This window comes from Halorubrum salinum (assembly GCF_024494575.1).
Lineage (GTDB): Archaea > Halobacteriota > Halobacteria > Halobacteriales > Haloferacaceae > Halorubrum > Halorubrum salinum.
Map to the genome: position 1 here is coordinate 822,101 of NZ_JANHDO010000001.1, position 26,025 is coordinate 848,125.

Consider the following 26,025-nt stretch of genomic DNA (forward strand, 5'->3'; position numbering starts at 1 on the left):
CCGGCGATGCGCCTCAAGCCGGTCCCCGAACCGCCCGACTCGCTCGACGTCCTCCGCGAGTACCAGCGCGCGGTTCCGCTCGTGCCGGGCAGCACGGACGACTGCTGTGCGCGCCTCCGCGACCGCTGCGGCCTCCGCGACCGCCAGACCGCGAACGACTGGCTGGCGTTCCTGCGGGCGCTCGGGCTGGTCGAAGAGACGCCGCGGGGGTTCGTCCGGACCGACGCCGAGCCGACCGCGAAGCGCGTCCGCGAGGGGCTTCGCGACGGCGTCCTCCTCGTTCCGGAGGCGCTGTCGGCCCTGAAAGCGGCCTCGCCAGCGGACCCGCTCACGCCCGACGACCTGTTCGCGGCGACCCGGGAGTCGGTCCCGCGTCACGACCGCGCCCGCGACCCGGCGTGGGAGGCGACGTGGCGCGAGCGCGCCGACCGGCTCTTGGGCTGGCTCGCGCTCGTCGATCTGGCCGAGCCGGCCGCGGCCGCCGAGAGTCCGCACGGAGGGGACGACGCGACCGCGTACCTCGCCGGCGACGCGGGCTGACGCGCCGGTTCGAGTCGGACAGCGTCGGTCCGTGACAAGCCTTTTACTCGGAGCCGGAGAGGATGTCGCATGGGACGATTCGACGAGCGGGAGTCGCCGCTCTCGGTCCGCTACGAGCCGGCGAGCGTGAAGGACCTGCTCGTGGAGATGAAAGACACCGCCGAGCTGCTGATCGACCTGTCGTACTCCGCGGTCCTCCACGGGAGCCCGACGGTCGCACACGAGGTCGTCGAGCTCGAACACCGGATGGACGTGCTCCAGATGCGCGCGCGGATGAGCCTCATGCTCGCCGCCCGGAGCCCCGACGAGGCCGAGACGCTCGCGCCGGTGCTCGGCGTGGTCGGCGCGGCCGACAAGATCTCCGACGCCGCCGGCGACATCGCGAAGATCGTCACGGAGGAGATCGGGCTCCCGGACGCGATGCGCGGCGCGCTCACCGAGGGCGTCGAGACGCTGGTCCGGGGAACCGTCGCGGACGATTCCGGCTACGCGGGGCGGACGCTGAAAGACATCGACCTGGAGTCCGTGACCGGCGTGCGCGTCATCGCGATTCGCCGCGAGGACGACTGGATCCTCAACCCCGGTCCGGAGACCCGCCTCGAAGCCGGCGACGTGACGCTCCTCCGCGGGCCGGAGACGGGGGTCGCCGAGGCGTACCCCGAACTGGCCCGAGAGCCGTTCGAGCCGGACGAACCGGTCGAGCCGGCGATCGACGACTTGGAGCGCGCGGTCGACTCGATCGTGTTGATGAAGAACCTCTCCGAGCTGGCGGTCGATCTCGCGTACGGCTCCGTGCTGTTCGACAACGCGGCGCTCGCAGACGAGGTGAACAACTTAGAGATCGAGGTCGACGCTCTCCAGTCGCGGTTCGAGGCGTGGACGCTTCGGGCCGCCCGCGAGGCCGAGGACCCCGTCTCGCTCCGCGGGCTGATCCACCTCGGCGTCGCGACCGAGGAGATCTCGGACGCCGCCTTGGAGATCACGGAGGGCGTCGCCCGCGACATCGGGGTCCATCCCGTCGTGGAGATGGCGGTCCAGGAGTCGGACGAGATCATCACCCGAACCGTGGTCGAGGCCGGCAGCGCCCTCGAAGGGACGCGGATCGAGGAGGGGATCCCGGCGACAGACATCTCGACGAGCGTCATCGCGCTCCGGCGGCCAGAGGAGGGGTGGCTTGTGGGCCACGACATCGACACGACGCTCCGCGCCGGCGACGTGGTGCTCTCGAAGGGGACGCGCACCTCGGCGGCTGAGTTCGAGGCGCTCGCGGCGTGAGCGACCCGGAACCCGCGGAGGGGACGCGGCTCGTCCGCGCGTACTACGACGCGCTCGACGCGGGCGAGTACGACCGGCTCGCGGGGCTGCTCGCGCCGGCGTTCGTCCAGCGGCGCCCCGACCGCACCTTCGAGGGACGCGAGCGCTTCGTGACGTTCATGCGCGACGAGCGGCCGATGACGGACACGACCCACGCCGTCGACCGGGTCTACCCCGCGGGCCCCGGCGTCGCCGTTCGCGGCCGGCTGCTCGACGCCGACGGAGGGACGTTGTTCTCCTTCGTCGACGTCTTCGACGTCGCGGACGGCCGGATCACGGCACTGGAGACGTACGCGGCGACGGACGAGTAGCGGGCGGTCCTCGGCGAGTAGCGCTCGCTCCTCGATTCGGCGGGCGCTCTTCTGTCGGACCGAATATGACGTGGCCGCGGCTAGACGTTGTAGAGCGACCGCCGCTACGGCGCGGACGTTGAAAGGCGACCGCCTCGCGCGAACGCGAGACGACCGGTGTGTCGCACGCCGGCGGCCGGTCACGTGAGTCTCGGCCGTGCCGGTATATAAGCCCTCGTTCACGCGACCGGGGATTCCCGGCCGGCGAGCGGTATCCGGCCGAGTCCGGACTCGATCAGTCGGGCCGGTGGACCTCGCCGTCGCGCGAGTCGGCGTCCTTCCGGCGGAGCGCGGCGGCCGCGTTGTTGGCGTCGTAGCCGAAGAACACGTCCTTCGCGTACGTCTCAGCGACCTCGGCGGCGTGGATCAGGTCGTCGACGTCGACTTCGACCGCGTACAGTTCGAGCGAGAACGGCGTCTCCGGCGGCGCGCCGTGCACGTCGTAGTCGCCCCCGAGCCGCGACCGGAAGCCGCGAGCGATCGTCTCCAGCCAGTAGGTCGTCGCGTACTCGGTGTCGTACAGCGGGACGACGAACTCGTCGACGTGCTCCGCGAGGCGGTCGGCGTCGAGCCCCGCACGCGCCCGGAGGTGGCCCGGATACGGGTCGGGATACAGCGTGAGGAGCAGCCGGCCGGGAACCAGCTCGGCCGCGTCGGCGACGAACTCGGTGATGACGTCGGCGCGCCAGTCGGCCCACGCCTCGCGGTCGCTCTCGGCGAACAGCCGCTCGCAGCGGTCACAGCGACAGAACCCCTCGCGCGGGAACCCCACGTCGTCGAGGCGCACGTCGTCGTTCTCGGCGGCGCAGTCCTCGATGATCTCCAACAGGCCCTCGCGGTACTCCGGGTGCGTCGGGCAGATGTACGCCCAGTCGAAGTAGTCGCGGTCGCGGGTCGCCGGCTCGCCGCGCTCGTCGACGGGGACGAGGTCCGGATTCTCGCTCGCTGCGGCGTTGTCGCCGAAACACGACACCATGTTCACGGCGTTCGGGAGCGGCGCGGCCGCCCGGCCCGTGACGTCTTTCACCTCGTAGAAGCCGAGGTCGAACGGCTCCATCTCGACCTCGTCGGCGTTTCGCGTGACGACCCCGTACATGGGCACGGCTACGCGGTTGCGGGGTAAAAGCGGCGGGTATCCGCCCGCCGGAGGGAGTCGGACACCGATGCGGCCGAGCGGGTCTGCGAAAAGCGGTGCGAGCGCGTCAGACCTCGACCGGCTCTTTATCGCCGGCGAAGAGGAAGTAGGCGAGCGCGACGAGCGACAGCACGAGGACGAGCTTCAGTTTCTTGCTCATACACCGATCATCGAACGGGGGTCGCTAAAATCTACCGGCGTCGGCCGCGACCCGGCGGACAAACCGGTCGACCGGCGCGGCCGGAACGAACTAGACGTCGATGTGTTCGGCGATGTCCGTCCGCAGGATCGTCGAGCAGTAGTCACACCGGACGCCGTCGGCGACGACGTCGAACCGGGTCTCGACGGGCTCGCCGGCGTTGGTGATGCAGTTGCGGTTCGGACACGAGAGCACGCCGGTCACGCTGTCGGGCCGGGTGACGCGGTTCTTCTCTGCAACCTCGAACTCGCGGATGATGTTGATCGTCGCCTCAGGCGCGATGAGCGAGAGCACGTCGACTTCCGACTGCGAGAGTTCGCGGTCCTCGACTTTCACCACGTCTTTTCGCCCGAGCCGGTCGGAAGGGACGTTCATCACGACCGAGACGCCGAGCCCCTCGGAGCCGTCGATGCCGAGGATGGCGAGCACGTTGAGCGCCTGCCCGCCCTCGACGTGGTCGATGACGGTGCCGTTGCGGATCTTGGAGACGCGTAACTCGTGGTCGCTCATCGGTCCACCTCCGGACCCTCTGGGGCCTCCGCGTTCTCGATCAGGGTGTCTAAAAGCGCCATTCGCACCGGGATCCCGTTGTGCGCCTGCTCGAAGTATCGGGCGTGGTCGGTCCCGTCGATCTCGGGTGCGATCTCGTCGACCCGCGGGAGCGGGTGCATCACGGAGAGGTCCTCCGCGGCGTCTTCGAGCGTCTCGGCGTCGATCCGGTACTCGCCTGCGACCCGGTGGTACTCGTTCTCGTCGGGGAACCGCTCCTTCTGGATTCGCGTGACGTACAGCACGTCGAGATCGGGGAGGACCCCGTCGAGGTCGGTGTGCTCGCGTATCTGCGCGCCCGTCTCGTGGAGGTCGAACCGGACCGAGCGCGGAAGTCGAAGCGACTCGGGGCTGATGAAGTGCTGATTCGCGTCGAACTCGGTGAGCGCGGCCGCGAGCGAGTGGACCGTGCGCCCGTACTTCAGGTCGCCCATGATCCCGACGGTGAGGTCGTCGAGCCCGTGGTTCTCGCGGATCGTGTGGAGGTCGAGGAGGGTCTGTGAAGGGTGTTGACCCGCGCCGTCACCCGCGTTGACGACGGGCGTCTCGACGTGTTCGGCCGCCAGCGTGGCCGCGCCCTCGCTGGGGTGTCGGAGCACCAAGGCGTCCGCGTAGCCCTCGATGACGCGGACGGTGTCCGCCAGCGATTCGCCCTTCGAGACGGAAGAAGAGTCGACGTCGCCCATGTCGATCGTGTTCATCCCGAGGCGCTTCGCCGCGCTGTCGAAACTCATCCGGGTGCGCGTGCTCGGCTCGAAAAAGCAGAGCGCGAGCACGCGTCCGGCGTGCCGGTCCGCGTAGGCGGCGGGGTCGTCGGCGACCGCCCGGGCCCGGTCGAGCACCGCCTCGATGTCATCCCGCGAGAGCTGTTTCGCGGTGATGAGGTGGTCCTGACGCATCGTCGAAGAAGGGGATGGGCACGCTCTTGAATCTCCCGGCTCGGACCGCGACGAGGCTGCCCACGTCCGTGCGGATCGGGTGACCGCGGGGCTTCGAGATTCGAAAGGAGAGGGGCAGACGTCGCCGACGCCGTCGGCCGGACACCTAAGCCCGTCCGGTCCCAAGGCCGTCACATGTCCGAGAACGACCCGGCCGATCTGCTGCCGAACGACCGCGTGAAACAGGCCGCCGTCGACGGCGACGTGACTCAACTTCATCGCGGGAATCAGTACGGCGAGGCGGGCGACACCTTCGCGGTCGACGGCGTGACTTTCGAGTTGACCGAAGTGACGGAGCGCACGCTCGGAGACATGACGGACGAAGACGCGAAACGCGAGGGATCGCCGTCGCTCGACGCCTACGAGGAACGGATGGTCAGCGCGCACGGCGGACACTTCGAGTGGGACGACGACGCCGACGTGGTGCGCCATCGGTTCGAGCGCGTGGACTGACATCTCGCACCGCCTGCGGTGGTACCGCTGGTGGCCCGCGTTGTGACCGCGTCTGTGTGACCGTATTGTGACTGCGTCTGTGTGACCCGTATTTTGATCGCATCGGTGAGCAACTGCCGAATCGAGTTCGCGCGTCGGTGCGCCGGTCGACGTCGAGCCGGACCGCTCAGCGGTCCCACCGCCTCACATTTCGGTCTCGTCTGAACACCGCCCGTATTTTATCATTAGAATGTGACACGTGTGCGAAAGGAGGGGGAACCGGCTTCACAGGCGGTCGTCGATTTGCGCGGCCGACACGGAGCGTCGATCGCCGATAGCGCGGTTCGATGGTGCCAATCAATCCCCCCTTCTGTTCCAGTGAAATAGCGCCACAGTGCCGCGATTTTCTCGATATTGAATCAGTTTCACCCCGGTCTGACTACGCTTATGTGTGCAGAACCCGTTCGTTACCGACGAACCCGATCCAAGCGTCAGACGCGCGGAACCGATTTGCATAACTGAACAGACACGTATCCACCGAAACACCTGTCGGGTTCGGACATCCGAACGTACAAGAGTCCGCCTCGCCAGTACACCAACACTACGATGATTCATATCCCACACCGACCGATCGGGGTGACCGTCGAATGAGCAGCGACGGCGTCGCCGCCGACGAACTCGAACTGCCGATCAAACGAACCACGGGCGAGACGATGGAAGAACGCCTCACGGCCAACGCCTACCACAACATCCTCCCCGCCCGCTACCTCCGGAAGAACGCCGACGGCGAAGCGATCGAGGACCCCGAAGAGCTGTTCGACCGCGTCGCGCGAAACGTCGCGCTCGCGGAGGCGGTCTTCGAGGCCGAAAAACAGGGCGTCGAGATCACCGTCACGCCCGATCAGCTGAAGCCCGACCACCCGCGGCGCGACGAGCTCGCCGAGGACGTCTTCGGCGCGGGCGTCACGGCAGACGACGAGGCGGAGACGACGCTCACCGCGCACAACGTCAACAAGTTCGCGTACGACACGGTCGTCCCCGAGCTCCCCGACAGCGTGCGCGACCACGTCGAGGCGACCGCGGACCGGTTCCGCGACGGGATGGAGTCGCTCTCGTTCATGCCGAACTCGCCGACGCTGATGAACGCGGGCGACGAGCTACAGCAGCTCTCCGCGTGTTTCGTCGACTCCCCCGGCGACGACATCACGGACATCCACCAGACCGCCAAGGAGGCGGCCGAGGTGTTCCAGTCCGGCGGCGGTATGGGATACGCGTTCTGGAAGCTGCGCCCCTACGGCGACTCCGTCGGCTCCACGGGCGGGATCGCCTCCGGCCCGATCACGTTCATGCGGACGTTCGACCAGATGTGCGAGACGATCGCACAGGGCGGCGCGCGCCGCGGTGCGCAGATGGGCGTCATGCGCGTCTCACACCCCGACGTCATCCAGTTCATTCACTCGAAGAACAAAGACGTCTCGCTGGCCCACTCGCTGCGGCTCAACGACCCCGACGACTTCACGCACAACTCTTTCGCGGACGCCCTAGAGGAGGCGCGCGAACTCATCGACGAGGACGGCCGCGTCCCCGAACACCTCCGGAACGCGGTCGAGGGGCACCTCTCGAACTTCAACATCAGCGTCGGCGTCACGGACGACTTCATGGAGGCGCTGTACAACGACGAGGAGTTCACCTTCACCAACCCCCGCACGGAGGAGCCGCACGTCGCCACCCCCGAGACGAAGGAGATCTACGACATGTTCGGCCTCGGCGAGCACGTCGAGGTCGGCGAGGAGCTTTCGATCCCCGCACAGGAGCTGTGGGACGACATGATCGAGGGCGCACACGAGAACGGTGAGCCCGGCGTCATCTACCTCGAACGGGTGAACAAGGAGCACTCGTTCGACGTCGAAGAGTACCCGGACCACCGCATCCTCGCGACGAACCCGTGCGGCGAGCAGCCGCTCGAAGAGTACGAGGCCTGTAACCTCGGCCACATCAACCTCTCGACGCTCGCGGCACAGGACGCGCCGGACTGGCGCGTCTGGTCCGACGAACACGCCGACGAGTACGACTCGCGGGAGGCTGCGATGTCGGCGTTCTTACAGGAGGCGATCGACTTCGAGGAGTTCGACGAGCGGATCGACTACGGCACCCGGTTCTTGGAGAACGTCGTCACGATGTCGGACTTCCCGGTCGACAAGATCGAAGAGAAGGTCCGGGACATGCGAAAGATCGGACTGGGGGTCATGGGGCTCGCCCAGCTGTACATCCAGCTCGGTATCCGGTACGGCACCGAGGAGGGCAACGAGGTCGCCCGCCAGCTGATGACCCACATCAACCACGCGTCGAAACAGACCTCCCACGAGCTCGCGACGGAGCGCGGGACGTTCAACGACTGGGAGGAGTCGAAGTACGCGAACCCCACCGAACACCGCGATTGGTTCGAACACTACACCGGACTCGACGCCGACGAGTGGGAAGACGGGTTCCCGATCCGCAACCACAACACGACGACGATCGCGCCCACGGGCACGACGTCGATGATCGGCAACACCACCGGCGGCTGCGAGCCCATCTACAACGTCGCCTACTACAAGAACGTCTCCGACGACGTGCAGGGCGACGAGATGCTCGTCGAGTTCGACGACTACTTCCTCCGAACCTTAGAGGAGAACGACGTCGACGTCGACGCGGTGAAGCAGGAGGCGCAGGCGCAGATGGCCGAAAACGAGTTCGACGGCGTGGACGGGCTCGACACCGTGCCGGACGCCATCGGCGAGCTGTTCGTCGTCACCGGCGACCTCTCGGGCAAACAGCACGCGGCCGTCCAGTGCGCCTGTCAGCAGGGCGTCGACTCCGCCATCTCGAAGACGTGTAACTTCCCGAACGACGCCACCGCCGAGGAGATGGAAGAGGTGTACCGCTACATCTACGACCACGGCGGGAAGGGCGTCACCGTCTACCGCGACGGCACCCGCTCGAAGCAGGTGCTCACGACGCGCGCGAAGAACACGGAGTTCGCCGACGAGAGCGAGGCGGCGGAGACGATCGTCGAACAGATCGGCGAGGTGTTCGGCGGTATCGAGGCGTTCCTCGACAACGAGGACGTGCAGGCGGCGATCGACACGGAGATCGCGGACCTGCTCGAAGCCAGCGAGCAGCCGCAGATCGACTACAGCGAGCGCAGTCCCCGTCCGGACTCGCTGTCGGGCGTGACCCAGCGCGTCGAGACGGGCTACGGCAAGCTGTACGTCACCATCAACGAGGACGAGAACGGCCGACCGTTCGAGCTGTTCGCGAACATCGGCCACTCCGGCGGCTACACCAACTCCTTCACGGAGGCGCTCGCGAAGGTCATCTCGACGGCGCTCCGCTCGGGCGTCGACCCCGAGGAGATCGTCGACGAGCTCCAGGGCACTCGGAGCCCGAAGGTCGCGTGGGACAAAGGCGAGCAGATCCAGTCGATCCCCGACGCGATCGGTACCGCGCTCCGGCGGTATCTCGACGACGACGTGGACAAGGGAATTCCCCAACAGCAGAGCCTCGACGACGTCGGGACCGACGCCGCCACCGAGCCGCCGAGCCAGACCGACGGCGGCGCAGTCGACGCCGGGCCGACGGTCGACGACGCCGGGCCGACGGGGACCGCGGTCCCGGACGGACCGAGTTCCGACAGGGCGGACGAGTCCGACGACGCGATGCAGGAGCTGATCGCCGCGGGCGAATCACCCGAATGTCCCGACTGTGGCGGCATGAACCTCTACTACTCCGAGGGCTGCAAGACGTGCGAGTCGTGCGGCTGGTCTGAGTGTTGATTTCGTCGCCGCCGACACGATAATCCGGCGGCGGCCGCCGGGTTCTCGCGGGCGAGAATCGAGACGCGACCGCGGAGACACTGGCGTTTTGACTGGTGAACTGCGAAACGGTTTTTTTATCGGTGAAAACGGGTGGCCTCTGCACTCATAGGGGTCGTCATCGCTGGTGCCGAGGCAGCTCGGGGCGGTGCATCGTCATCGGCCGGTCGCACGTAGCCGCTCTCCGGATAAAAGGGTATTCGGCCCCGTGTCAGTCGCCGCCGTGACAGGAGCCGGCGTAGGCGTTCCAGCGGTCGGTCCCGTTCGGGAGTCGGACCGTGCTCGACGGATCGAACATCGCTGCCGCCGTCCCCGTGTTCGTCGTCTCGGCCGTCTCGTCGGTCGTCGCGCGCGTGCTCGGTAACTCGGGCCCGCCGGTCGGGTTCGACTCCGAGCTTGCGTTAATCGTGTACTACGGGTGGCACACTCTCCCCGACGAACTGCTATGTAATAATTGTTTATGTTCGTTTATCCGGGAGGCGGCGGGGGCGCTCCCCGGCCTCGCGCTTATACTCTCAGACCACGAAGCGCGTGTCGATGCCCGAAGAGCCCTCCCGTGGCGGGCAGTCAGTCGAGCGATCGGACGGTCGCGACGCCGGCGGTGAAGACGTCGACCACGCCGGCGTTCGGACCGGCGAGGCCGACGGATCCGGTGGAACCGCCGTCACGTCATCGCCGGTCGACGAGTCGGTGCAGCGCCGCCTGCGCGAGGCGTACCTCAACGACGAGGCGGGCGTGTTGGTCGTGACCGAGGTTCGATCCGCCGGCTCCGAGGTTCACGTGGAGTTTCGGCCTCCACACGGCGGGTCGGCGCACGTCGAGCGATTTCCAGCCCCGCGAGACGGCTCGCTGACGGAATCGGCGGCGTTCCTCGAGTTTCTCGAGTCGGCTGGCGTCTCGCCGCTCGGCGTCGACGAGATTGTCGGCACTCGCGTCCCGGCGACCTACGACCCCGACGACGGGTGGCAGATCGACCGACGCTACGGTGGAGACCGAACTGCGACCGAACCGCGGTCGCTCCGGCGGTCGCTGACGGCCGTTCGGGCCCGAGCCGCGTCGTGGGTGTGGCGGTATCGGTACTGGCTGTTCGCGTTGCTGCTAGTTGGCGGAGAGATACTGTTCGTCGTGGTCGTCGTGCTCCTGTACACCTGACCGGTCGCCCGGCCGGTCGGCACGTGACGGCTTCGACAGACGCCTCGGCCCGCGTCAGCGGGATTACTGGATGTGACCTTCGCGACGGAGTTGGTCGGCGTCCTCCTCCGTGTAGCGCCACTCGACGTTCGCCTTCTCGTCCTGCCAGTCCCACGGTTCTGCGAGCACGACGTCGCCCTCGCTGATCCACGTGCGGTATTTCATGCGGCCGGGTATCCGGCCCATACGGGTCTCGCCGTCGACACAGCGCAGTCGGACGTGGTTCCCGCCGAGGTGCTCCGTCACCACGGCGAACACTTCGTCGTCGTTGGGCATTCGGAGGTTCCGACGCCCGGATTCTTCGCTCATACAGTGAGTAAGACGGTCGACCGTATAAGTCATGGGAGACGCGTGTGCGCGTTCCTCATGTGGTACACAGACGCGCGGTCGTTCGCGGTCCGAGCGTCGCCTCCGACCGCAGCGCGCGCGAGTCGACGGCTCCGGCGGACCAGTCTCACCGCGGTCGCTCGACTGCGCGCCGTTGGACCATTCCGTGCGGAGAGACGAGCGAAGCGTTCAAACCGCGCGGCACCGATCCCCTTCGCATGAAAGATATGGAGTCCATCGTCCTCGACGACAACGAGGAGGCCCTCGCTCCCGCGGTCGTGATCGCGACGGTCGCCCTGCTGGCCGTCTTCGCCGTCGGATTCGTGATCCAAGCCGTCGGTCTCGTGGTGTGACGCCTCGCCGCCGCGTCTCGCTCCGGCCCGGCCGCTTTTCACTCACGACCGCGAGTCGGTCCGCATGAGTCGTCGGGTTCTCGTCGACCTACTCGACCGCAACGACGACCACGTCGCGTCACTCGGCGCCGACGCACTCTCGGTACACCGTGACGGGCAGCGCCCGCCCGTCGTCTCCGTTTGCTGTTCCGATTCCCGAGTCTCACAGGAGGGGATGTGGGAGGCGGCTCCCGGCTATCTCTTCACCGTTGGTAACATCGGGAACCGCGTGACCGCCGTCGTCGACGGAGAGCGGGTGCTCTCCGGCAGCCTCGCGTATCCCCTCCGTCACACCGACACGGACGTCGTCGCCGTCGTCGGACACACCGGATGCGGGGCCGTCGGGGCGGCCCTCGACGCGGCGAGAGGTGGAACGCTTCCGGCCGATCCCGGCGTCCGATCCGACGTCGAGGACCTCCTCCCGATCGTCCAGCGGGGACTCGACGCGGCGGTGTCCGAGACCGCCGCCGCCAGCGTCAGAAACCAACTGGTCGAGTACAACGTCCACGAGCAGGTCGCACTCGTCGGCGGAAGCGACGCGGCCGGCGACGCCGACGTGTACGGGTTCGTCTACGACTTCCACGGCGCGTACGGTGACCGAGATGGGACGACTTACCTCGTGAACGCCAACGGCACTGGTGGGGTCGATCGGCTTCGCGGTCTCGTCGACGACTCGCACGCGGACCGCGTCTCCACCCTATTGTGAGCGGCCGGATCCCGCCTCGAAGTTTCACACCGGCGGTCCGACGGAGCGTCGCATCCGACAGCCGTATGCCGCCGCCGCTCGAACCCCACTCCAATGGACCGGCGCGTGCTCTTCGCGAGTCTCATCTTGTTCGCCGGCGGTGCGGCCGGCGTCGGCGTCGCGCTCTTCGCGTTCGTCGGCGTCGACGACGGCGCGACAGAAGCCGAGGTGATCTGGGAATCGGACCCCGTGGCCGGTGACGACGGCAGCGGCGCAGTCGTCGCCACCATGGACGGCGACCCGCTCGTGTTGCAGTCGGTCGCCGTGAACGGCACTCGGTCGGTGCGGGCCACCGCCGTCGGCGGCGGCGTGGAGTGGACGTCGCCGGTCGGGGCCGGAACCGGGGGCGGCGCGGTATCTGCGGACGGTGACGGCGGCGAGGCCGTCGAGGCGATCGAGACGAGCGGGCTCGTTACGGGTACGCTCGGCGGCGAACAGATCGTCGCGCTCACCACGGATTCGGGGTCGCTCGTCGTTTTCAACGCCGGTGACGGCTCCGAGCGGTTCGCCGTGGACGTCGGCGGCCGGAGCGGGGCCCGTCCCGCGATCGGCGACGTGGACGCCGACGGCGACGCCGAGGTCGTCGCCGTCTCGACGAGCGGCGGCGTCCTCGTCGTCGACGACGGCGGCGATCCGGTCTTCGAGACGGACGTCGGCGCGCCGATCGAGCGCCGACCGCTGGCCATCGACTTCGGCGGGAACGGCGCGAGCGGCGACGGTGCGACGAACGGCGTCGCCGTCGCCACCGCCGGCGGCGAGGAGAACTCGGTCAGACTGCTCGACGCCGACGGCGACGTGCAGTGGACGGCCACACCGGGCGTCACGCCGCTGAGCTGGCGGCAGGCGGACAGTCAGAACGGCCCGGTCCTCGCGCTCGGCGGAACGAACGGCAATCTGGAGACGCTGTCGGTCGCCGACGGCTCGACTCGGTACGAGATCGGGCTTCAGGACCTCCCGGTCGCGGTGGGGGACGCCGGGCCGGGACGCGTCTACGTCAGCGGCTCCGGCAGCGTCTGGGCGGTCAGTCTCCTCGACGGCGAAGTATCGTGGAAACAGCAGTACGGAGGCGACACCCGCGTGAACGCGCCGTCTCTGGGCGCGGTCGACGGCGACGACGAGGCCGACCCAGCGGCGATAAACCGCGAGGGGGAACTGCTCGTGTTGAACCGGAACGGCGGCGTCACCGCTCGGGGAAGCGTCGATGCGGTGGTGTACGCGAGCCCGCAGTTCGCCGACGTGACGGACGACGGAACCGACGAACTCGTCGTCGTGACGGAGACCGGGAAGGCGGTCGCAGTCGACGTGAGCGACAGATCGGCCGGCGCACGGAACGCGCTCCGGCTTCCGTGAGTGTGGAGGAGGGGACGCTGGTGAGGTGTGGAGGAGGCAGACGAGAGAGTGAAGTGTGGTCTTTTTAACCGATCACAGATGGCAGATCCGGTGACCGCGTAGGATAGACGATGATAATTCACCGGAAATACGGTGTGTTATCGCTGCGATACCTCTCGGTATGCGGTCGAGGCGTTCGAAAATCGAACCGGTCGAACGGTCGCCGCGTTACTCGTCCTCGTACACCCACGCGGCGGTGTCGAGGCCGTAATCGACGAGTTCGTCCTCGTCGAAGAACAGGTCGATCTCGCGTTCGTTCGCGCCCTCGTCCTCGTGGTCCGACGCGTGGATCACGTTGTGGCCGAGGTCGAGTCCGAAGTCGCCGCGGATCGTTCCCGGGGCGGACTCGGCGGGGTCGGTCTCTCCGACCATCGCACGGACCTGTCGAGTCGCGTCTGCGCCCTCCCAGACCATCGCGAAGACCGGTCCGGAGGTGATAAATTCGACGAGGCCGTCGAAGAACGGCTTGTCCTCGTGCTCGCCGTAGTGGTCGTGCGCGAGGTCCTCGTCGATCTGCATGAACTTCCCGCCGACGAGCTTCAGCCCGCGGTCCTCGAACCGCGAGACGACCTCGCCGATGAGACCGCGCTGCACGCCGTCCGGCTTCACCATCACGAAGGTGCGCTCGTCGTGGTGGCTCATCTACTCGCCACCCTGATTGTGTCCTTCCTCGGTCCACTCGAGGTCTCGGGCCTCGCGGCCGAGGAGGTAGTTCTTCTCCGCCTTCGAGTCGACGAAGTGGAGGATCTGGCCGTCCTTCTTGACGTACATCGTGCCCGTGCCGGGCTCGATCTCTTCGCCGGTGTAGTCGCAGGTGCGTGTCTCGACCATTGGTTATCGGCCTCCGATGGAGTCTGCGTCGCGCTGGGTCTCCCGGAGCTGGAGCACGTCGCCCATGCGGACGGGGCCCAGGACGTTCCGGGTGATGATCCGGCCCTGGTTCGATCCCTCTTGGATGCGGCACTTGACCTGCATGGCCTCGCCGTGCATCCCGGTCTTGCCGACGACCTCGATCACCTCGGCGGTGGTGGAGTCGCCGGTGCCCTCTTCTGCGCTCATGGGTGACTATCGAAGCTCCGCGACCTTCTCGCCGATGTCCTCGACGTCGTCGTCGGCGTCGCCGGCGTCGACGACGGCGGCGGCGGCCGAGCCGACCTCGAGGCCGGCAGCCTGTCCGACCTCGTCTTGGGTGTCGACGAAGACGACCGGAATACCTTTCTCGTCGGCGAGTTCGGGGAGGTGCATCACGATCTCCTCGGGGGAGACGTCCTCGGCGACGACGACGAGGTCGGCGTTGCCGCGCTCGACGGCTTTCGTGGTCTCGTTGGTTCCTTTCTTCACGGTACCGGTGTCTCGGGCGACCTCGAGCGCCTCAAGGGATCGCTCGGCGAGGTCGGCTGGGGTTTCGTAGTCTACGTAAACGGGCATATGTTGGTCTCCTCTCCTCCGTGTGGGCTCGCGTGTCCGTCCCGTGGTCGGTCCCTAACGGAACGGCACATCATCAACCCCACAGAGGCTGTGACCCGACGTAATCCGGACATCCATAAAAGCGCTTTCAATATCTCGCGGGTGTGCGACCGGGGATCACCCTCCGTTCGCCGGCTCCGCGCTTTTTAAGCGCCGCTCTCCCTTTCGCTCGATCAGCGAATGGCTCGTCTCGTCCACTACTCCGACATCGAGAACGTCTTCGACGTCCCCGAGCGAGCGGCCCGCCTCGCCGGACGGATCCGCGCGCTCTCGGGCCCCGACGCCGCGGTCGTCGCGACCGGCGACACGACTGCGCCCGGCGTCCTCTCGCTCGTCGCGACCGGCCGGCAGATCATCGACTTCTACGCCGCGACCGACACGGCGCTCGACACGTTCGGCAATCACGAGATAGGTCACACTACCCGTTCGGAAAACAGAATACCCCCTGAATGGCTCTGCTAATAATGTCCTTTCTCAAAGGACAAGATACGATATAGACCACAATTCTAGATAATACTTGGAATCTAGGATTGTAGGATGGTTTTCGGTTTCACCCTAAAATCACCATACGGCGGGGGGATTATGGTTATATCTATACTTTGTTAACCGAAAAATAGCCTACAAGATATGAGGATAGTATAATATTTCAGAGAGTTAGGATAATTACGTCTGTTGTGTTGATAAGGATAACACAAGATAGGGTGATTAGCTCAAAGTCGGTCGAACCCTGTTTGATGCAATTGGAGGGTAGGGTAGGAGGGGATAGATCGTTATCCAGCTACAATCAGACTCATTTCTCATTCTGAACCTAGCTGATAGACTCATTTCTCTTCTATCCTCATACAAAGCACATAGCAGTAACAATTAGAGACTCTTCTATTCTGTAAGTGGTTTGTATCCTCTTAGGGTAAGAATCGCTTAGAAGACACAGAGCTTTGTTCTCTAAGAGATTGAGAGGATCGTTAAGAGATAGGAGACTAAGACAATAGCAGAGAGTGAGACAATTATTAGACAATTTATCAATTCTTTTGCTTATTGATTAACTTCTTCAAAGTATTAGCAGAACTTTACTAACTTTGTCCATAAGTTGATGACTTTGATTATTTTCAGCTATCTTATGTCAAATATTAGGAGCAAAAGGGGCGGATATTTGAAGCTCAAAATCACCCTGAAAGACTGTATATATCAACTTGTGAACGATAAGCCGACTTAACACCCTTTAGAGGCTCTGTATTAGGCAAATTCAAAAATGGACTTTCAAAGTTTGTCGAAATATTGCATTGCAATAAAACCGGCAAAAACCTCTGCTAAAATTTATGAGAAAAATATCTGTGAACACAAAAGCCGGGACCGTATGCCTCTGACATTCTGTAACATCATCTGATTGATTTAATTGTTACTCATAGTATATTTTTACCTTTTTGCCCAAATAAACAATATAGAAATCCTGTATCTCCAAACTGTAGGGGTTCAGAGTTTAGAATCCTCAAATATATTCGGATTAATTATAAAGATTTAAACCTTTGTAGATACTAAATTACGTTGTAAGCATGGCTGAATCATATACGGCGGTTTCGGTAAAACCCGATACTAGACAAGAGCTACAGATTCTCAAGGCCAAATTAGGCCATAGTAGCTATGACTCTCTGGTTAAAGAGGAATTGTTAGATAAGCAAAATGAAGTAAATGAGGATTGATTTAATATGACGACACAAGGAGCGGGATTTTGTAAGGCAGAGAGAACCGGACGAAATAACAATATCATTACTCCCGAAGGTAGCAGTAACGGACGATCCACGGGAGTAGCAGAGCTTAGTTCGCACGAGGATTTAGAAGAGGCTCAACTTTCAGAGGATGAGGTAGTAGTAGAACTTGAAGAAGGTGGGAAGATTCGGGAGTTAGATGAAGAAGAGCGATTTATCAAAGTAAAGACGGATTCTTTATCTTCGGATCGGCTTGAAAAGTTCTTTACAGATGAGGAAATTGAAGAGCTACAGGAAAAGAAGAGAACCTTAACGGGCGATTCAGAGCCTGAAAAGGACATAGATGAGGTATGGGAAAATATCCGCGAAGGTGTGCGAAAGCATAACAAAGAAGTCGCTAAGAACAAGAAGGAGCTAGAAAAGAAACGGCTCAAGGAGGCATACCGTGATCCGGCGCTAGACAAGAAAATGAAGAACATGACCGGTGAACAAATGCAGAGGGTAATGTCGGACGACTCTAGTTCTACAGTCGATGAAGAAGAGCTTCAAAAATCGTTAGCAGAGGTGGATAAGAAGTATGAATCAATGCTGAATGAGTCTGAACCCGAGATTAACGATCCTTCTAATGAAATTGAAGAGCTTGATAAGGGACTTGAGGCTTGGAGAGAGAAAGGAGAATCTAAGCCATACTGGTACGATTTTGTTGAGGATTTAGAGCAAAGTCGTGAAGATACAATGTATGAGAGTGTCGGACCAAACTCAAAGCGGGTAACGACCCAAGATTCAGAGCTTAAACAGGCTCTTCGTAATCCAGAGGATGAACCCAATTGGACCGGATCGGTTGAACTTGTCGAAGATTCAGGTTCGACAGTTATAGCGGTTGTTAGTGAGGATTGAATCATGGCTGATTGTCCAAGATGCCAGACTGATATTGAGGTGACTAACGACGATCTTAATCTCTCTTTTCTTGGAGACGCTAAGATATGTATGACAATCGTAACTGATTGTCCAAGTTGTGACTTCAATCGCGGCTTTAAAAATTATCTAACAAAATGAGCATAGTTACCACAGACTCCTACTTTACATCGACTGTAGACGACTCTCACTTAGATGAGATAAAGGAGGATCTAAAGAGCGATAAGGAGCTTATTGGATACTCTCACAACGACTTGGAGGGAACCGTTACGGTGATTGTCGATATATCACAATTTGGAGAGGATACCGACTTACGGTATTACCACTAGGATATGAATGAAAGTGACCCACCGGGCAATTTGGTTTTTATTAAGTGGGTCATGTTCATCTAAACAGCCAAATAAGTTAAAACTTTTGATTTATCTTCAATAAAATTGGTCATTTGACGATGAGATAATATATTCACTAATGTACACGATCCTTCATCGGAGAGTATTTCTACCCAATATTGTATTATCGTCTTTAAAAAGCTTTATTAAGTTGAAGATACAAATTAATATACGTAAGCTCTGAACGAATGTTTGAATGCGGTCGAAGTATCTAACGATATTTTGTAAATTAAAACGGATTGTGGTACCAACACAATCCGGGAGATGGAAGTTATGGAAACTTACAATTCATATTTATCTACCTGTAAAGAAAAAGGTTTCGGTGTTAATCGGCGCATTGATTCACAAATACAGAAATATCTAGAAATATTCGGTGAAACCCCGGTATTCAATTCAGTAAGACCGGGCGAAAAAGCCGGGTTCAAGAATTGGGATAATTCTGATAAGCTCAAATCAGCAAATGAGATCGGCTTTCTGTTATCTCGACATCGTAATATCGGTATCAGATTAGGGATTGAGACTGAACGAGGCTATACTGTTTGTTTCGACAAGGAGAGTTACGGTGATATACCTGATAATCTTCTACAGTCAATCTCGAAACTAGCAGTAGCTTCTTGGGATAGTCAATCGGGCGGAGACAATAATCTGCTAACAGTCACACAAGATGCGTATGAGCATTTGGACCAATTCAAACAAAAAGTGACATTTGAAGGTGAAAAACACGATCTTGAGCTTCTTACGTCGGGATATGCTTTGGTTCCACCTTCAAAGATTGACGACAATCACCAATACGATGAATTAGAGACTAACCCCGAAGCTCCTACAGTCGGGATTGATAGTGTAAAACAGCTATTGACCCATATACCCGTTTCTGAAAAGAGTGAGAGTGATAGCACTAACCAGAGCGAAAACGCTCCTACAGCTGTAGAAATCGATACTATACCCGACTCTTTCGATCACAGAGAATACTTTGAGAACAATATACCGGGTAACGACTCTTACCTAGAACGACTGGATACCATGCTACAGAATGAAGAGGTAGCAGAGCTATGGTATGGAAACTATGAAGATCGCTCTAAGGGTGAACTACAGTTACGCTCTTACGTCGCATGGTATTTCCATGCTGATACGAAAATGGTTCAGTATATTTTTGAAAACGAATTACCCAATTGGCGCGAAGAGCCTTTGAAATACGAATTGAACAAACACCATGCGAAAGACGTGATAACAGATATTGAAGATTATATCAATAGACCATACTATACGACGGGTATTTCTTTCACACTATGGAACCAATTAGCAAAACAAATCCATGAGAACGAAACTGTTACTGTAAATGAATTACAGGGAAGATTAGTAAAAGCCGAAAGTGATTCGGTGGATTCTTATAAAGAACGAACGATCCAACACGCTTTACAAACATTAGTTCAGAAAGATATAATTAATAGAAAGTCCAATTGTGTGTATGAGAATAAGAGAATCGATAAAGAATATCTGGATACACTTAACGAATTGATTGATAACTATGAACCTACTAAGTTAGTGTATAATAATGTATAGTATAAGTAAACACTATAATACATGTCCCATAATGTTGCGCTTTTTTCTAAAGTGCTTAGAGAAAGCGTCTATCGGTCGTTTAGAGAGAACAATTTTCGACCCTTTATATACCCCCTATCATGAGTGAACTAGATTACCGTGAAGTAGCTAAAGAAATCGATGAGGATCGACCGGACGGGTTCAGCGTATCAGCTATTCACGTCAATTTTGAAATCATGGACTTGGATATTCAGGATAGGGTAAGAGAGAGGGTATGTGATAGGCTGAAAGATACTGCTACCTACTACCTCAATGACGACTTAGAGATTGTTCAGGATAGCAGTATAGACGACAAATGGACTTACGATATTGTCCATCAATGTGGTACTGAACCCATGTTTGACGCAAAGAACGACGAATATTATTGTCCTATCTGTAAGGACGAACAATCTGTATTTGATTACTAATGAGTTTATCAGTAAACAATAACGACGATGGAACCGACATTAAACTAATTCGCTGTGCTATTCAGGATGAGGATCTTATTGATTCTTTTGAGGATTATACTTACGACAAAAATTATAATGAGAAAATGCTAGTTGAGGTAGCACTTGGCAAATTCTTGGAGGATGAGGGGTATCTATGATTGTATCAGCATTATCTTCTATCGGCTTTGGACTTGGAGCGACTTTGCTATTATTCGGTTCAATACTCTGCTATACCGTGTTTTTCGGTGATAGGGATTTTGGTAATAGTCTGATACCTATGGCTCTGAGCTTCGGATTTTTGAGTATTGGATTAAGTCTGTTATATGGTGTAGTGATCTAGGCACTACAACCTGTCAAAAAACGATTTACACCGTTCGTATATATCTGAATTACTTTTCTTGGCGTATTTTTTGAAGGGGGTTCTATGCTCCGGAGAGAGATTAGGGCTGCTAAACAGAATTGGTGTTATATTTTCAGGGTCCGGGATACGGGTAGTGACTATAGTATTTGTTCGCTCTACACTCAAATCTGAAATATCTTGTTCGACATTTGATTGATAAATGCTAAGATTATCGTAAATATGGTTTAGATTGTATTCTGTGGGTGTAAAACATAACTCAAATGTAGTATGGTGATACGGTTCATAAGATTCGTCTTTGAAAAAATATTCTCTCATTTTATTGAATTGTCGTATAATCTCATTAGCCCCTGTAGATCCACGAATAGCAGATTCAGACTTAATTTCATACACAAAACAACTCCCGTCGCCAAGTTCAGATTTTGTTTCAATATATAAATCCGCAACTCCACGATTTCCGTAGTGATTATAATGCGCTTCGGGATATACTTTACATTTATAATCAATATCTTCCGTATTATCTAACTCTTCGGTTGATTGTTTGTGATATTCAATTAACGCAGATACAATCTCATCCTCTGAAATAGTCATGTAGGTAACTAAGATTAATCACTACTAAAATACTATGGCTTCAAAAGCGCAACATTATTGCCAAAATCGCATGAAGAGAGCCTGATAACACAATGGGGGTTCGTTTGGTATGCTCTCCGGATATTTTTACGTTTCAGAGCTTCTATCTGCTATATTCTATTTTAATTACTATTCGTTATTTTTCTATTTCAGAATATAGATCCGTACTGTTAGGGGATTCAAAGTGTTGTTATCGTTATTATTGGGTTTTATTAATGGGTAATAATTTGTAAAAATGGCGGGTTGACTCTCTGAAACAGTCATTTTCAGGGGATATAGAATACCCTACCCCAAAATCCACCGGAGCGACGTATCGCCTCAATCCCCCTTTAAATACTATCTTTAGACTTATTTAAGCCAAAAATCAGATATATCAAAATCTCAAAACGAAATGAAGGGAGTTAGAAGTGCCTTTTTGTCCAAAAATATCCAAAAGAAATGAACAAATACTTAAGTTAGCAGGTACAAAATGGTGCAAGGGCAAGATTTCTGTCCTTTCGTCCGAACACTCGGGCGATAAAACAAGCCTCTTCCCTCTCTTCAAGCCGGCTTAGACATGACCCAAGGCCTTGGGGGATAATACAAGGCCCATGTTAGGTAGGAGGGTCTTGGCGTCTTTTTCTGTTTTGGTAACACGACTCACGAAAGCCATTTATTTAGTATGCTCGAAGGCGCAAATAGATGAGTGATTTAGAAGAGAAAGCAAAGGAGTATGAAGAGGATCTTCGGGTTGTAGCTAATGCTGATTGTAGTGCATCATGGATAGCACAGACGATCTTAGAGCGTTTCGACATGGACAAAGGGGATACAACGAATGAGCCGAAAGAATCGATTAGCGGTATCTCTGAACCGTCAGAAACAAAAGAGAGTGTATTTGCTTATTGATCCTTAACCTCCTTTGCTAACGCTTTCATTAGTTCAGGATCACTCGTGATTTCTTCAAGCATTTGCTCTTTAACAGTATCTAACGATTCTTCTTCTTCATTTTCCACCTCTCCTTTCGCTTCATACATTGATTCCTCTATTTGTTCTTGGGTAGCCTTTGCGTCCGGTGTATACATCATACCACAGACTGAACAAGCCACATCGTCGTTTTCTAACGGTTCACCGCATATGGTACAAACCGGCGGTGTTAATGGACTATCCTCTTCTTCGGGTTCACGGTATCCAGAATCAATTTCTACAGTCTTTATCCGATCGTCGTCAGTCAAATGGCTGTATGTCGATTCCATAACTGAACTATCCGGTCCATGTCCGATTAGCCAGCGAATTTGATCGTTATCTAACCCATATCGTTTCTTAGCGATAGTAACAAAATAATGTCGGAAATTATGCGGATTCATGGGTTTACTGATTTCAGCATTTTCACCGATTTTCTTAAGTCGTCGTCTAAGCGTCCCCCTATGGAGCATATCACCGGGTTCAGTATCTGGATTATGATTATGGATATTAGTTAGCAGATAAGCGTCCGGATCGTTCGGACATGGGTGATAGTCCATATACCTTCTTACAGAGGCTTTCGCTCCAAGGAGGGGACGTTTACCCTCTGCGTGTTTCAAACCGTCTACAGAATCATTCAGGTAGAATATACCCTCTTCAAGATTCACGTCTTTTATTCGGAGAGTTTGGATCGCTCTGATTCTTTGTCCGGTGTTAATCAGTAGTTCTAGAAGACATCTATCACGAGGGTTCGGACAATTTTCTCTAAGCTCTTGAATTTCGTCCGACGTGAACATATCCCGTTCGTCTACTTTGCTATCCGGTGAATCGATTAAGGTGATTTCCTCTGGTTCGACGTTAAGATCCTCGTGGTAGTTGTATAAGCTTCTCAAGGCCGATTGATACAATCTTACTGTAGAATCAGCATATCCGCCGTCTTTGATTTCAGGATTATCGCCGGACAAGTGTTGAGACATTAGCTCATTTATTTGTTCAGTAGTAGCCTCTGCTAACGTCGAATCTTGGAGCCTAACTGAACTCCATGTGAATCTACTACAATACGATTTCAAAGTAGACGGCTCTTTGCTAGACTCTCCCGCCGGTGGGCTATGGCTCTGAACCTGATTGTCGAAAGCGTCTAGAAATTCAATTATTAGCTCATAGTCCTTTGTAGGTAGTTTACCCTCTTCTTTGCGTTTCGTTAGCCTCTCGCGGGCTACCTCATAGTCATGTCGCGGGCTATCGTTAGCCATATTGTCCATTCTAAGCGCGAATTAGATATATTTTCCGAACGTGTTACTCAACATATTCACGAGTTCGATTACGGGCCCGACGCGCTCCGCGGACTCGTCGCCGACGCCCCTGCCACCTTCGTCTCCGCGAACGTCCGCGACGAGGACGGGGAGCCGTTCGGCCGACGCGAGGGGGCCGTCCCGTGGACGACGCTCGCGGTCGGAGACGCGACGATCGGGTTCGTCGGCGTCACCGACCCCGCGACGAGTTCGCTGAACCCGATGGCCGCCGACCTGTCCTTCGACGATCCCGTGACCGCCGCCCGCGACGCGATCGCCGAGATGCGAGCGGCGATCGCCGACGACAGGGACGGACCGGTCGCCGACGGCGAGGACGGCGCGGCTGCACCCCCGATCGATCACGCGGTCGTCCTCTCGCACCTCGGTGCGGGCGACGACGACCTCGCCCGCGAACTCGACGTCGACGCGGTCCTCGGCGGCCACGTCCACAGCCGCCGCAACGAGGTCGTCGCGGGCACGCGGTTGGTCCGCCCCGGCGTCAACGGCGAGTCGGTCGCGGAAGTCGAGTTCGGGAACGGCGGCACCGCGACCGGCGTTCCGACCGCGACGCTCCACGAACCGGACGGCGCGGACCCGGTCGAGGGGCTCGCGGCCGCCCTCGAAGAGCGGATGGCCGCGGCCGACCTCGGCGAGGTGGTCGACCGTGTGAACGAGCCGATAGAGCGGTCCGGACCGGTCGTCCACGGCGGGGAGTGCCGGGCCGGAAACTTCGTCGCCGACGCGTTCCGATGGGCGCTCGACGCCGACGTGGGTCTGTCGAACGCCGGCGGGCTCCGGCAGGGAGACCCGCTCGCGGACGCGGTGACGAAGGCCGACCTGATCAGCCTGATCCCGTTCGAGGAGCCGGTCGTACTCGCCTCCGTGACGGGCGCGGAGCTTCACGACGTGTTCCGCGAGATGGCCGCGCCGGACGTCGACTTCGGCGAGGACGACTGGTGGCACGGGCACGTCGCCAACGCGCGCGTGGTCTGGGACGCCGACGCCGACCTGGTTCTGGAGGCGACCGTCGGCGGCGAGCCGATCGACCCCGAGCGGCGGTACACGGTGGCCGTCTCGGAGTATCTGCTGCACTCCGAACACGAGTTCCCGACGCTCGCGCAGCGCCACCGAGTCGACGAGGGCCCGATCCAGTACGAGGCGCTCGCCGCGTACGCCAGAGCGGAGGGGATCGACCCCGCCATCGAGGGTCGGATCGAGATCCGCGGTCGGCGGCCGGCGTCGGCGATCACCGGCGGGGACCGGTAGCGAGCGGGGGCGTCGTGACGGGGTTCCGAGCTCACGCGTTCGCGAACGGCTCCCAACCCTCCCACCGGAGCAGCGTTTCTGCGCGGTCGGCGTCGGCCAAGAGCACGTTCCGACGGTCCGGGAGGGCCTCGTCGGCGAGCTCTCGCGGGAGCGCGAGCGTCCCGCTCGGCACGTCGTCGTCTCCGGTGACCGGTATGTGGCCGCCGTCGAGTTTCATCACGAGCGGCGCGTCGAGTCGCTCTACTCCCTCGCCGTCGGCGTACAGCTGCTCGTTGACGCGCTCGTGGTCGACCCGCTGGATGACGGCCCGCTCGCCGTCGTGGGGCTCCACGTACAGTTCCCCCAGGTAGTAGCCGCTCGAAAATCGCTCGAACATTCTATGCATGGTAACGTCTGGCACGATGCGTAATAAGTGTTGCCGGGCTCGACGCGGCGACGGTCGAGTCGCGGTTCCGCGCCGCGTCACACGAGCGGTCACAAGAGGTTTATCCGTGGCCGGAGAGGCACCCGACGATGCCCTCCCAGAACGACGACGACGAGACGGAGTACTCCGTCTTCGGCAACGACGCGGAGAACGCGATCGATCAGTCCGACGACCGGGCCGACCCGGAGGCCGCGGGACTCGGCGACGGCACGAGCGGCTGTCCGAAGTGCGGCGGCGCGGAGACCGAGGTCGACGAGATCGCGACGAGCGGCACCGGACTCACCAAGATGTTCGACGTACAGAACCGCAAGTTCCAGGTCGTCTCGTGTGCGAACTGCGGCTACTCGGAGCTGTACAAGGGACAGTCGACGGGGAACGCCATCGACTTTTTCATCGGCTGAGACGCCTTCTCGACGCGGTGGACGCGGCCGCCGCGCGCCGCCGCGCCGTCGCTTCGGCCGACCGATTTATCCCGCTCCCCGATGCGATTCCGACCGTCTATGGTCTCCCTCCGACCCCTCTCTACGGTCCCGGTGATCGGCGTCGCCGCCGACGGCAAGACGTATCGGAACCTCCTGTACCTCCTGATCGCGGTCCCGCTCGGGTTCGTTTACTCGGCGCTCGTGACCGTCGGCGTCGGGTTCGGGCTCGTGCTTTCGGTCGTCCTGGTCGGATTCGCGCTCCTGTTCGCGACGCTGATCGGGGCTCGGCTGCTCGCCGGCGTCGAGCGGTCTCTCGCGAACGCGCTCTTGGGGACCGACCTGCCGCGCCCAGACGACCTCTCGGACGGCGGGGGTGGGACGCTCGCGGGACTCAGGCGGTACGTCGACGCGCCGTCGACGTGGCGGAGCCTGGGCTTTCTCTCGCTGAAGTTCTGGCTCGCCCTGCTCGCGTTCGCGCCGGTGTACCTCCTCGCGAACGCCCTCCCGCTCGTGGCCGCACCGCTCCGGTATCCGTACGACGTCGAGTTCGGCGAGGTGAACGGCGAGCCCGTCACGTGGGCGATCGACACGCTCCCCGAGGCCCTGATCGCGGTGCCGCTCGGAGCGGTCGGCGTGCTCGTCGCGCTCCACGTCGCGAACGTCATCGCGTACGCGGCCCGCCGGATGGCGGTCGCGCTGCTCGGCGATCAGCGCCGGTCCACGGCGGGCGAGGCGGCGTGACCGCGCGGGATCGTCCCGTCCCGCGCCCGCTCGTCCGGTCCCCAGCACCACTCCGGAACCACCCGCGGCTTTTTTTCTCCCTGTCGCGTCGGGGCAG

At 59.4% G+C, this 26,025-nt stretch carries 28 protein-coding genes and 1 pseudogene; 18 read left to right on the forward strand and 11 right to left on the reverse strand.

The window, feature by feature from the left end; all coding sequences use genetic code 11:
• The first annotated feature begins 6 nt into the window (after positions 1–6).
• The 3 genes from NO930_RS04425 to NO930_RS04435 all read left to right on the forward strand — a co-directional run bounded on the left by NO930_RS04425 (position 7) and on the right by NO930_RS04435 (position 2,165).
• Positions 7–540: a double winged helix-containing putative transcriptional regulator gene (locus tag NO930_RS04425; RefSeq protein ID WP_256402627.1), complete on the forward strand. Its 534-nt coding sequence runs from the start codon at positions 7–9 to the stop codon at positions 538–540.
• 69 nt (positions 541–609) lie between these two features.
• Entirely contained in the window at positions 610–1,815 is a 1,206-nt protein-coding gene (locus NO930_RS04430; protein WP_256402628.1) for a potassium channel family protein, read from the forward strand.
• Positions 1,812–2,165, forward strand: a complete 354-nt coding sequence (locus tag NO930_RS04435; protein WP_137784285.1) for a nuclear transport factor 2 family protein — start codon at positions 1,812–1,814, stop codon at positions 2,163–2,165. Before NO930_RS04430 ends, NO930_RS04435 begins: the two co-directional genes overlap by 4 nt.
• A 274-nt stretch (positions 2,166–2,439) precedes the next feature.
• On the opposite strand, the gene NO930_RS04440 is transcribed toward NO930_RS04435, so the two are convergent.
• The 3 genes from NO930_RS04440 to pyrB all read right to left on the reverse strand — a co-directional run bounded on the left by NO930_RS04440 (position 2,440) and on the right by pyrB (position 4,986).
• The gene (locus NO930_RS04440) at positions 2,440–3,300 is read right to left on the reverse strand and encodes a family 10 glycosylhydrolase (protein ID WP_256402629.1); all 861 of its coding nucleotides are present in this window, start codon (positions 3,298–3,300) and stop codon (positions 2,440–2,442) included.
• 289 nt (positions 3,301–3,589) lie between these two features.
• The gene (gene pyrI / locus NO930_RS04445) at positions 3,590–4,048 is read right to left on the reverse strand and encodes an aspartate carbamoyltransferase regulatory subunit (protein WP_256402630.1); all 459 of its coding nucleotides are present in this window, start codon (positions 4,046–4,048) and stop codon (positions 3,590–3,592) included.
• Positions 4,045–4,986, reverse strand: coding sequence for an aspartate carbamoyltransferase (gene pyrB, locus NO930_RS04450; protein WP_137783974.1), 942 nt, complete (start codon positions 4,984–4,986; stop codon positions 4,045–4,047). The genes pyrI and pyrB overlap by 4 nt, the downstream gene beginning before the upstream one ends.
• Positions 4,987–5,160: 174 nt before the next feature.
• On the opposite strand from pyrB, the gene NO930_RS04455 reads away from it, so the two are divergent.
• From NO930_RS04455 to NO930_RS04470, 4 genes are all read left to right on the forward strand, one after another.
• Positions 5,161–5,478, forward strand: a complete 318-nt coding sequence (locus NO930_RS04455; protein ID WP_256402631.1) for an ASCH domain-containing protein — start codon at positions 5,161–5,163, stop codon at positions 5,476–5,478.
• A 626-nt stretch (positions 5,479–6,104) separates the two neighbouring features.
• The gene (locus NO930_RS04460) at positions 6,105–9,272 is read left to right on the forward strand and encodes an adenosylcobalamin-dependent ribonucleoside-diphosphate reductase (RefSeq protein WP_256402632.1); all 3,168 of its coding nucleotides are present in this window, start codon (positions 6,105–6,107) and stop codon (positions 9,270–9,272) included.
• Positions 9,273–9,589: 317 nt separating this feature from the next.
• Positions 9,590–9,916, forward strand: coding sequence for a hypothetical protein (locus NO930_RS04465; RefSeq protein WP_256402633.1), 327 nt, complete (start codon positions 9,590–9,592; stop codon positions 9,914–9,916).
• On the forward strand, positions 9,849–10,463 hold the full coding sequence (locus NO930_RS04470) for a hypothetical protein (protein ID WP_137784694.1): 615 nt from the start codon (positions 9,849–9,851) through the stop codon (positions 10,461–10,463). The genes NO930_RS04465 and NO930_RS04470 overlap by 68 nt, the downstream gene beginning before the upstream one ends.
• 63 nt (positions 10,464–10,526) lie before the next feature.
• Here NO930_RS04470 and eif1A read toward each other — a convergent pair whose 3' ends face one another.
• The gene (eif1A, locus tag NO930_RS04475; protein ID WP_049983028.1) at positions 10,527–10,811 is read right to left on the reverse strand and encodes a translation initiation factor eIF-1A; all 285 of its coding nucleotides are present in this window, start codon (positions 10,809–10,811) and stop codon (positions 10,527–10,529) included.
• A 236-nt stretch (positions 10,812–11,047) separates the two neighbouring features.
• Here eif1A and NO930_RS04480 point away from each other — a divergent pair, with 236 nt between their 5' ends.
• From NO930_RS04480 to NO930_RS04490, 3 genes are all read left to right on the forward strand, one after another.
• Complete coding sequence (locus NO930_RS04480) at positions 11,048–11,182, forward strand: hypothetical protein (RefSeq protein WP_255511580.1); 135 nt, start codon at positions 11,048–11,050, stop codon at positions 11,180–11,182.
• A gap of 64 nt (positions 11,183–11,246) precedes the next feature.
• On the forward strand, positions 11,247–11,927 hold the full coding sequence (locus tag NO930_RS04485) for a carbonic anhydrase (RefSeq protein ID WP_137784376.1): 681 nt from the start codon (positions 11,247–11,249) through the stop codon (positions 11,925–11,927).
• A gap of 93 nt (positions 11,928–12,020) precedes the next feature.
• Positions 12,021–13,316, forward strand: coding sequence for a PQQ-like beta-propeller repeat protein (locus tag NO930_RS04490; protein ID WP_256402634.1), 1,296 nt, complete (start codon positions 12,021–12,023; stop codon positions 13,314–13,316).
• 207 nt (positions 13,317–13,523) lie between these two features.
• Here NO930_RS04490 and ndk read toward each other — a convergent pair whose 3' ends face one another.
• The 4 genes from ndk to rpl7ae are packed head-to-tail and all read right to left on the reverse strand — an operon-like array spanning position 13,524 to position 14,783.
• The gene (gene ndk / locus NO930_RS04495) at positions 13,524–13,997 is read right to left on the reverse strand and encodes a nucleoside-diphosphate kinase (protein WP_049983025.1); all 474 of its coding nucleotides are present in this window, start codon (positions 13,995–13,997) and stop codon (positions 13,524–13,526) included.
• Positions 13,998–14,186: a 50S ribosomal protein L24e gene (locus NO930_RS04500; RefSeq protein ID WP_049983024.1), complete on the reverse strand. Its 189-nt coding sequence runs from the start codon at positions 14,184–14,186 to the stop codon at positions 13,998–14,000.
• Between the two features lie 3 nt (positions 14,187–14,189).
• On the reverse strand, positions 14,190–14,414 hold the full coding sequence (locus NO930_RS04505) for a 30S ribosomal protein S28e (RefSeq protein ID WP_004046478.1): 225 nt from the start codon (positions 14,412–14,414) through the stop codon (positions 14,190–14,192).
• Positions 14,415–14,420: 6 nt separating this feature from the next.
• The gene (gene rpl7ae / locus NO930_RS04510) at positions 14,421–14,783 is read right to left on the reverse strand and encodes a 50S ribosomal protein L7Ae (protein ID WP_049983023.1); all 363 of its coding nucleotides are present in this window, start codon (positions 14,781–14,783) and stop codon (positions 14,421–14,423) included.
• A 219-nt stretch (positions 14,784–15,002) separates the two neighbouring features.
• On the opposite strand from rpl7ae, the pseudogene NO930_RS04515 reads away from it, so the two are divergent.
• The 4 genes and pseudogenes from NO930_RS04515 to NO930_RS04530 form a co-directional block, all read left to right on the forward strand.
• Positions 15,003–15,239: pseudogene (locus NO930_RS04515) on the forward strand (bifunctional metallophosphatase/5'-nucleotidase); the annotation flags it as partial.
• A gap of 1,286 nt (positions 15,240–16,525) precedes the next feature.
• Positions 16,526–17,422: a hypothetical protein gene (locus NO930_RS04520; RefSeq protein WP_256402635.1), complete on the forward strand. Its 897-nt coding sequence runs from the start codon at positions 16,526–16,528 to the stop codon at positions 17,420–17,422.
• Positions 17,423–18,093: 671 nt separating this feature from the next.
• Positions 18,094–19,389 (forward strand): bifunctional DNA primase/polymerase, encoded by a 1,296-nt coding sequence (locus NO930_RS04525; RefSeq protein WP_256402636.1) that lies wholly within the window; start codon positions 18,094–18,096, stop codon positions 19,387–19,389.
• A gap of 119 nt (positions 19,390–19,508) precedes the next feature.
• Positions 19,509–19,835, forward strand: a complete 327-nt coding sequence (locus NO930_RS04530; RefSeq protein ID WP_256402637.1) for a hypothetical protein — start codon at positions 19,509–19,511, stop codon at positions 19,833–19,835.
• 364 nt (positions 19,836–20,199) lie between these two features.
• Here the strand turns inward: NO930_RS04530 and NO930_RS04535 are convergent, their stop codons facing one another.
• Entirely contained in the window at positions 20,200–20,805 is a 606-nt protein-coding gene (locus NO930_RS04535) for a hypothetical protein (RefSeq protein ID WP_256402638.1), read from the reverse strand.
• Positions 20,806–21,525: 720 nt separating this feature from the next.
• Between NO930_RS04535 and NO930_RS04540 the strand changes: the two genes are divergently transcribed.
• Complete coding sequence (locus tag NO930_RS04540; RefSeq protein WP_256402639.1) at positions 21,526–21,729, forward strand: hypothetical protein; 204 nt, start codon at positions 21,526–21,528, stop codon at positions 21,727–21,729.
• Here the strand turns inward: NO930_RS04540 and NO930_RS04545 are convergent.
• Complete coding sequence (locus NO930_RS04545; protein ID WP_256402640.1) at positions 21,723–23,036, reverse strand: tyrosine-type recombinase/integrase; 1,314 nt, start codon at positions 23,034–23,036, stop codon at positions 21,723–21,725. The two genes, NO930_RS04540 and NO930_RS04545, sit on opposite strands and share 7 nt — an antisense overlap.
• Between NO930_RS04545 and NO930_RS04550 the strand changes: the two genes are divergently transcribed.
• Positions 23,013–24,341: a bifunctional metallophosphatase/5'-nucleotidase gene (locus NO930_RS04550; protein ID WP_256402641.1), complete on the forward strand. Its 1,329-nt coding sequence runs from the start codon at positions 23,013–23,015 to the stop codon at positions 24,339–24,341. The two genes, NO930_RS04545 and NO930_RS04550, sit on opposite strands and share 24 nt — an antisense overlap.
• A gap of 31 nt (positions 24,342–24,372) precedes the next feature.
• On the opposite strand, the gene NO930_RS04555 is transcribed toward NO930_RS04550, so the two are convergent.
• Positions 24,373–24,717 carry a DUF5802 family protein gene (locus NO930_RS04555; RefSeq protein ID WP_137784525.1) on the reverse strand — a complete coding sequence of 115 codons (345 nt, stop codon included), beginning with the start codon at positions 24,715–24,717 and terminating at the stop codon, positions 24,373–24,375.
• A gap of 137 nt (positions 24,718–24,854) precedes the next feature.
• Between NO930_RS04555 and NO930_RS04560 the strand changes: the two genes are divergently transcribed.
• Both NO930_RS04560 and NO930_RS04565 read left to right on the forward strand, forming a co-directional pair.
• Positions 24,855–25,166 (forward strand): zinc ribbon domain-containing protein, encoded by a 312-nt coding sequence (locus NO930_RS04560; protein WP_256402642.1) that lies wholly within the window; start codon positions 24,855–24,857, stop codon positions 25,164–25,166.
• Between the two features lie 99 nt (positions 25,167–25,265).
• Positions 25,266–25,928: a sensor domain-containing protein gene (locus tag NO930_RS04565; RefSeq protein WP_256402643.1), complete on the forward strand. Its 663-nt coding sequence runs from the start codon at positions 25,266–25,268 to the stop codon at positions 25,926–25,928.
• Positions 25,929–26,025: the final 97 nt, after the last annotated feature.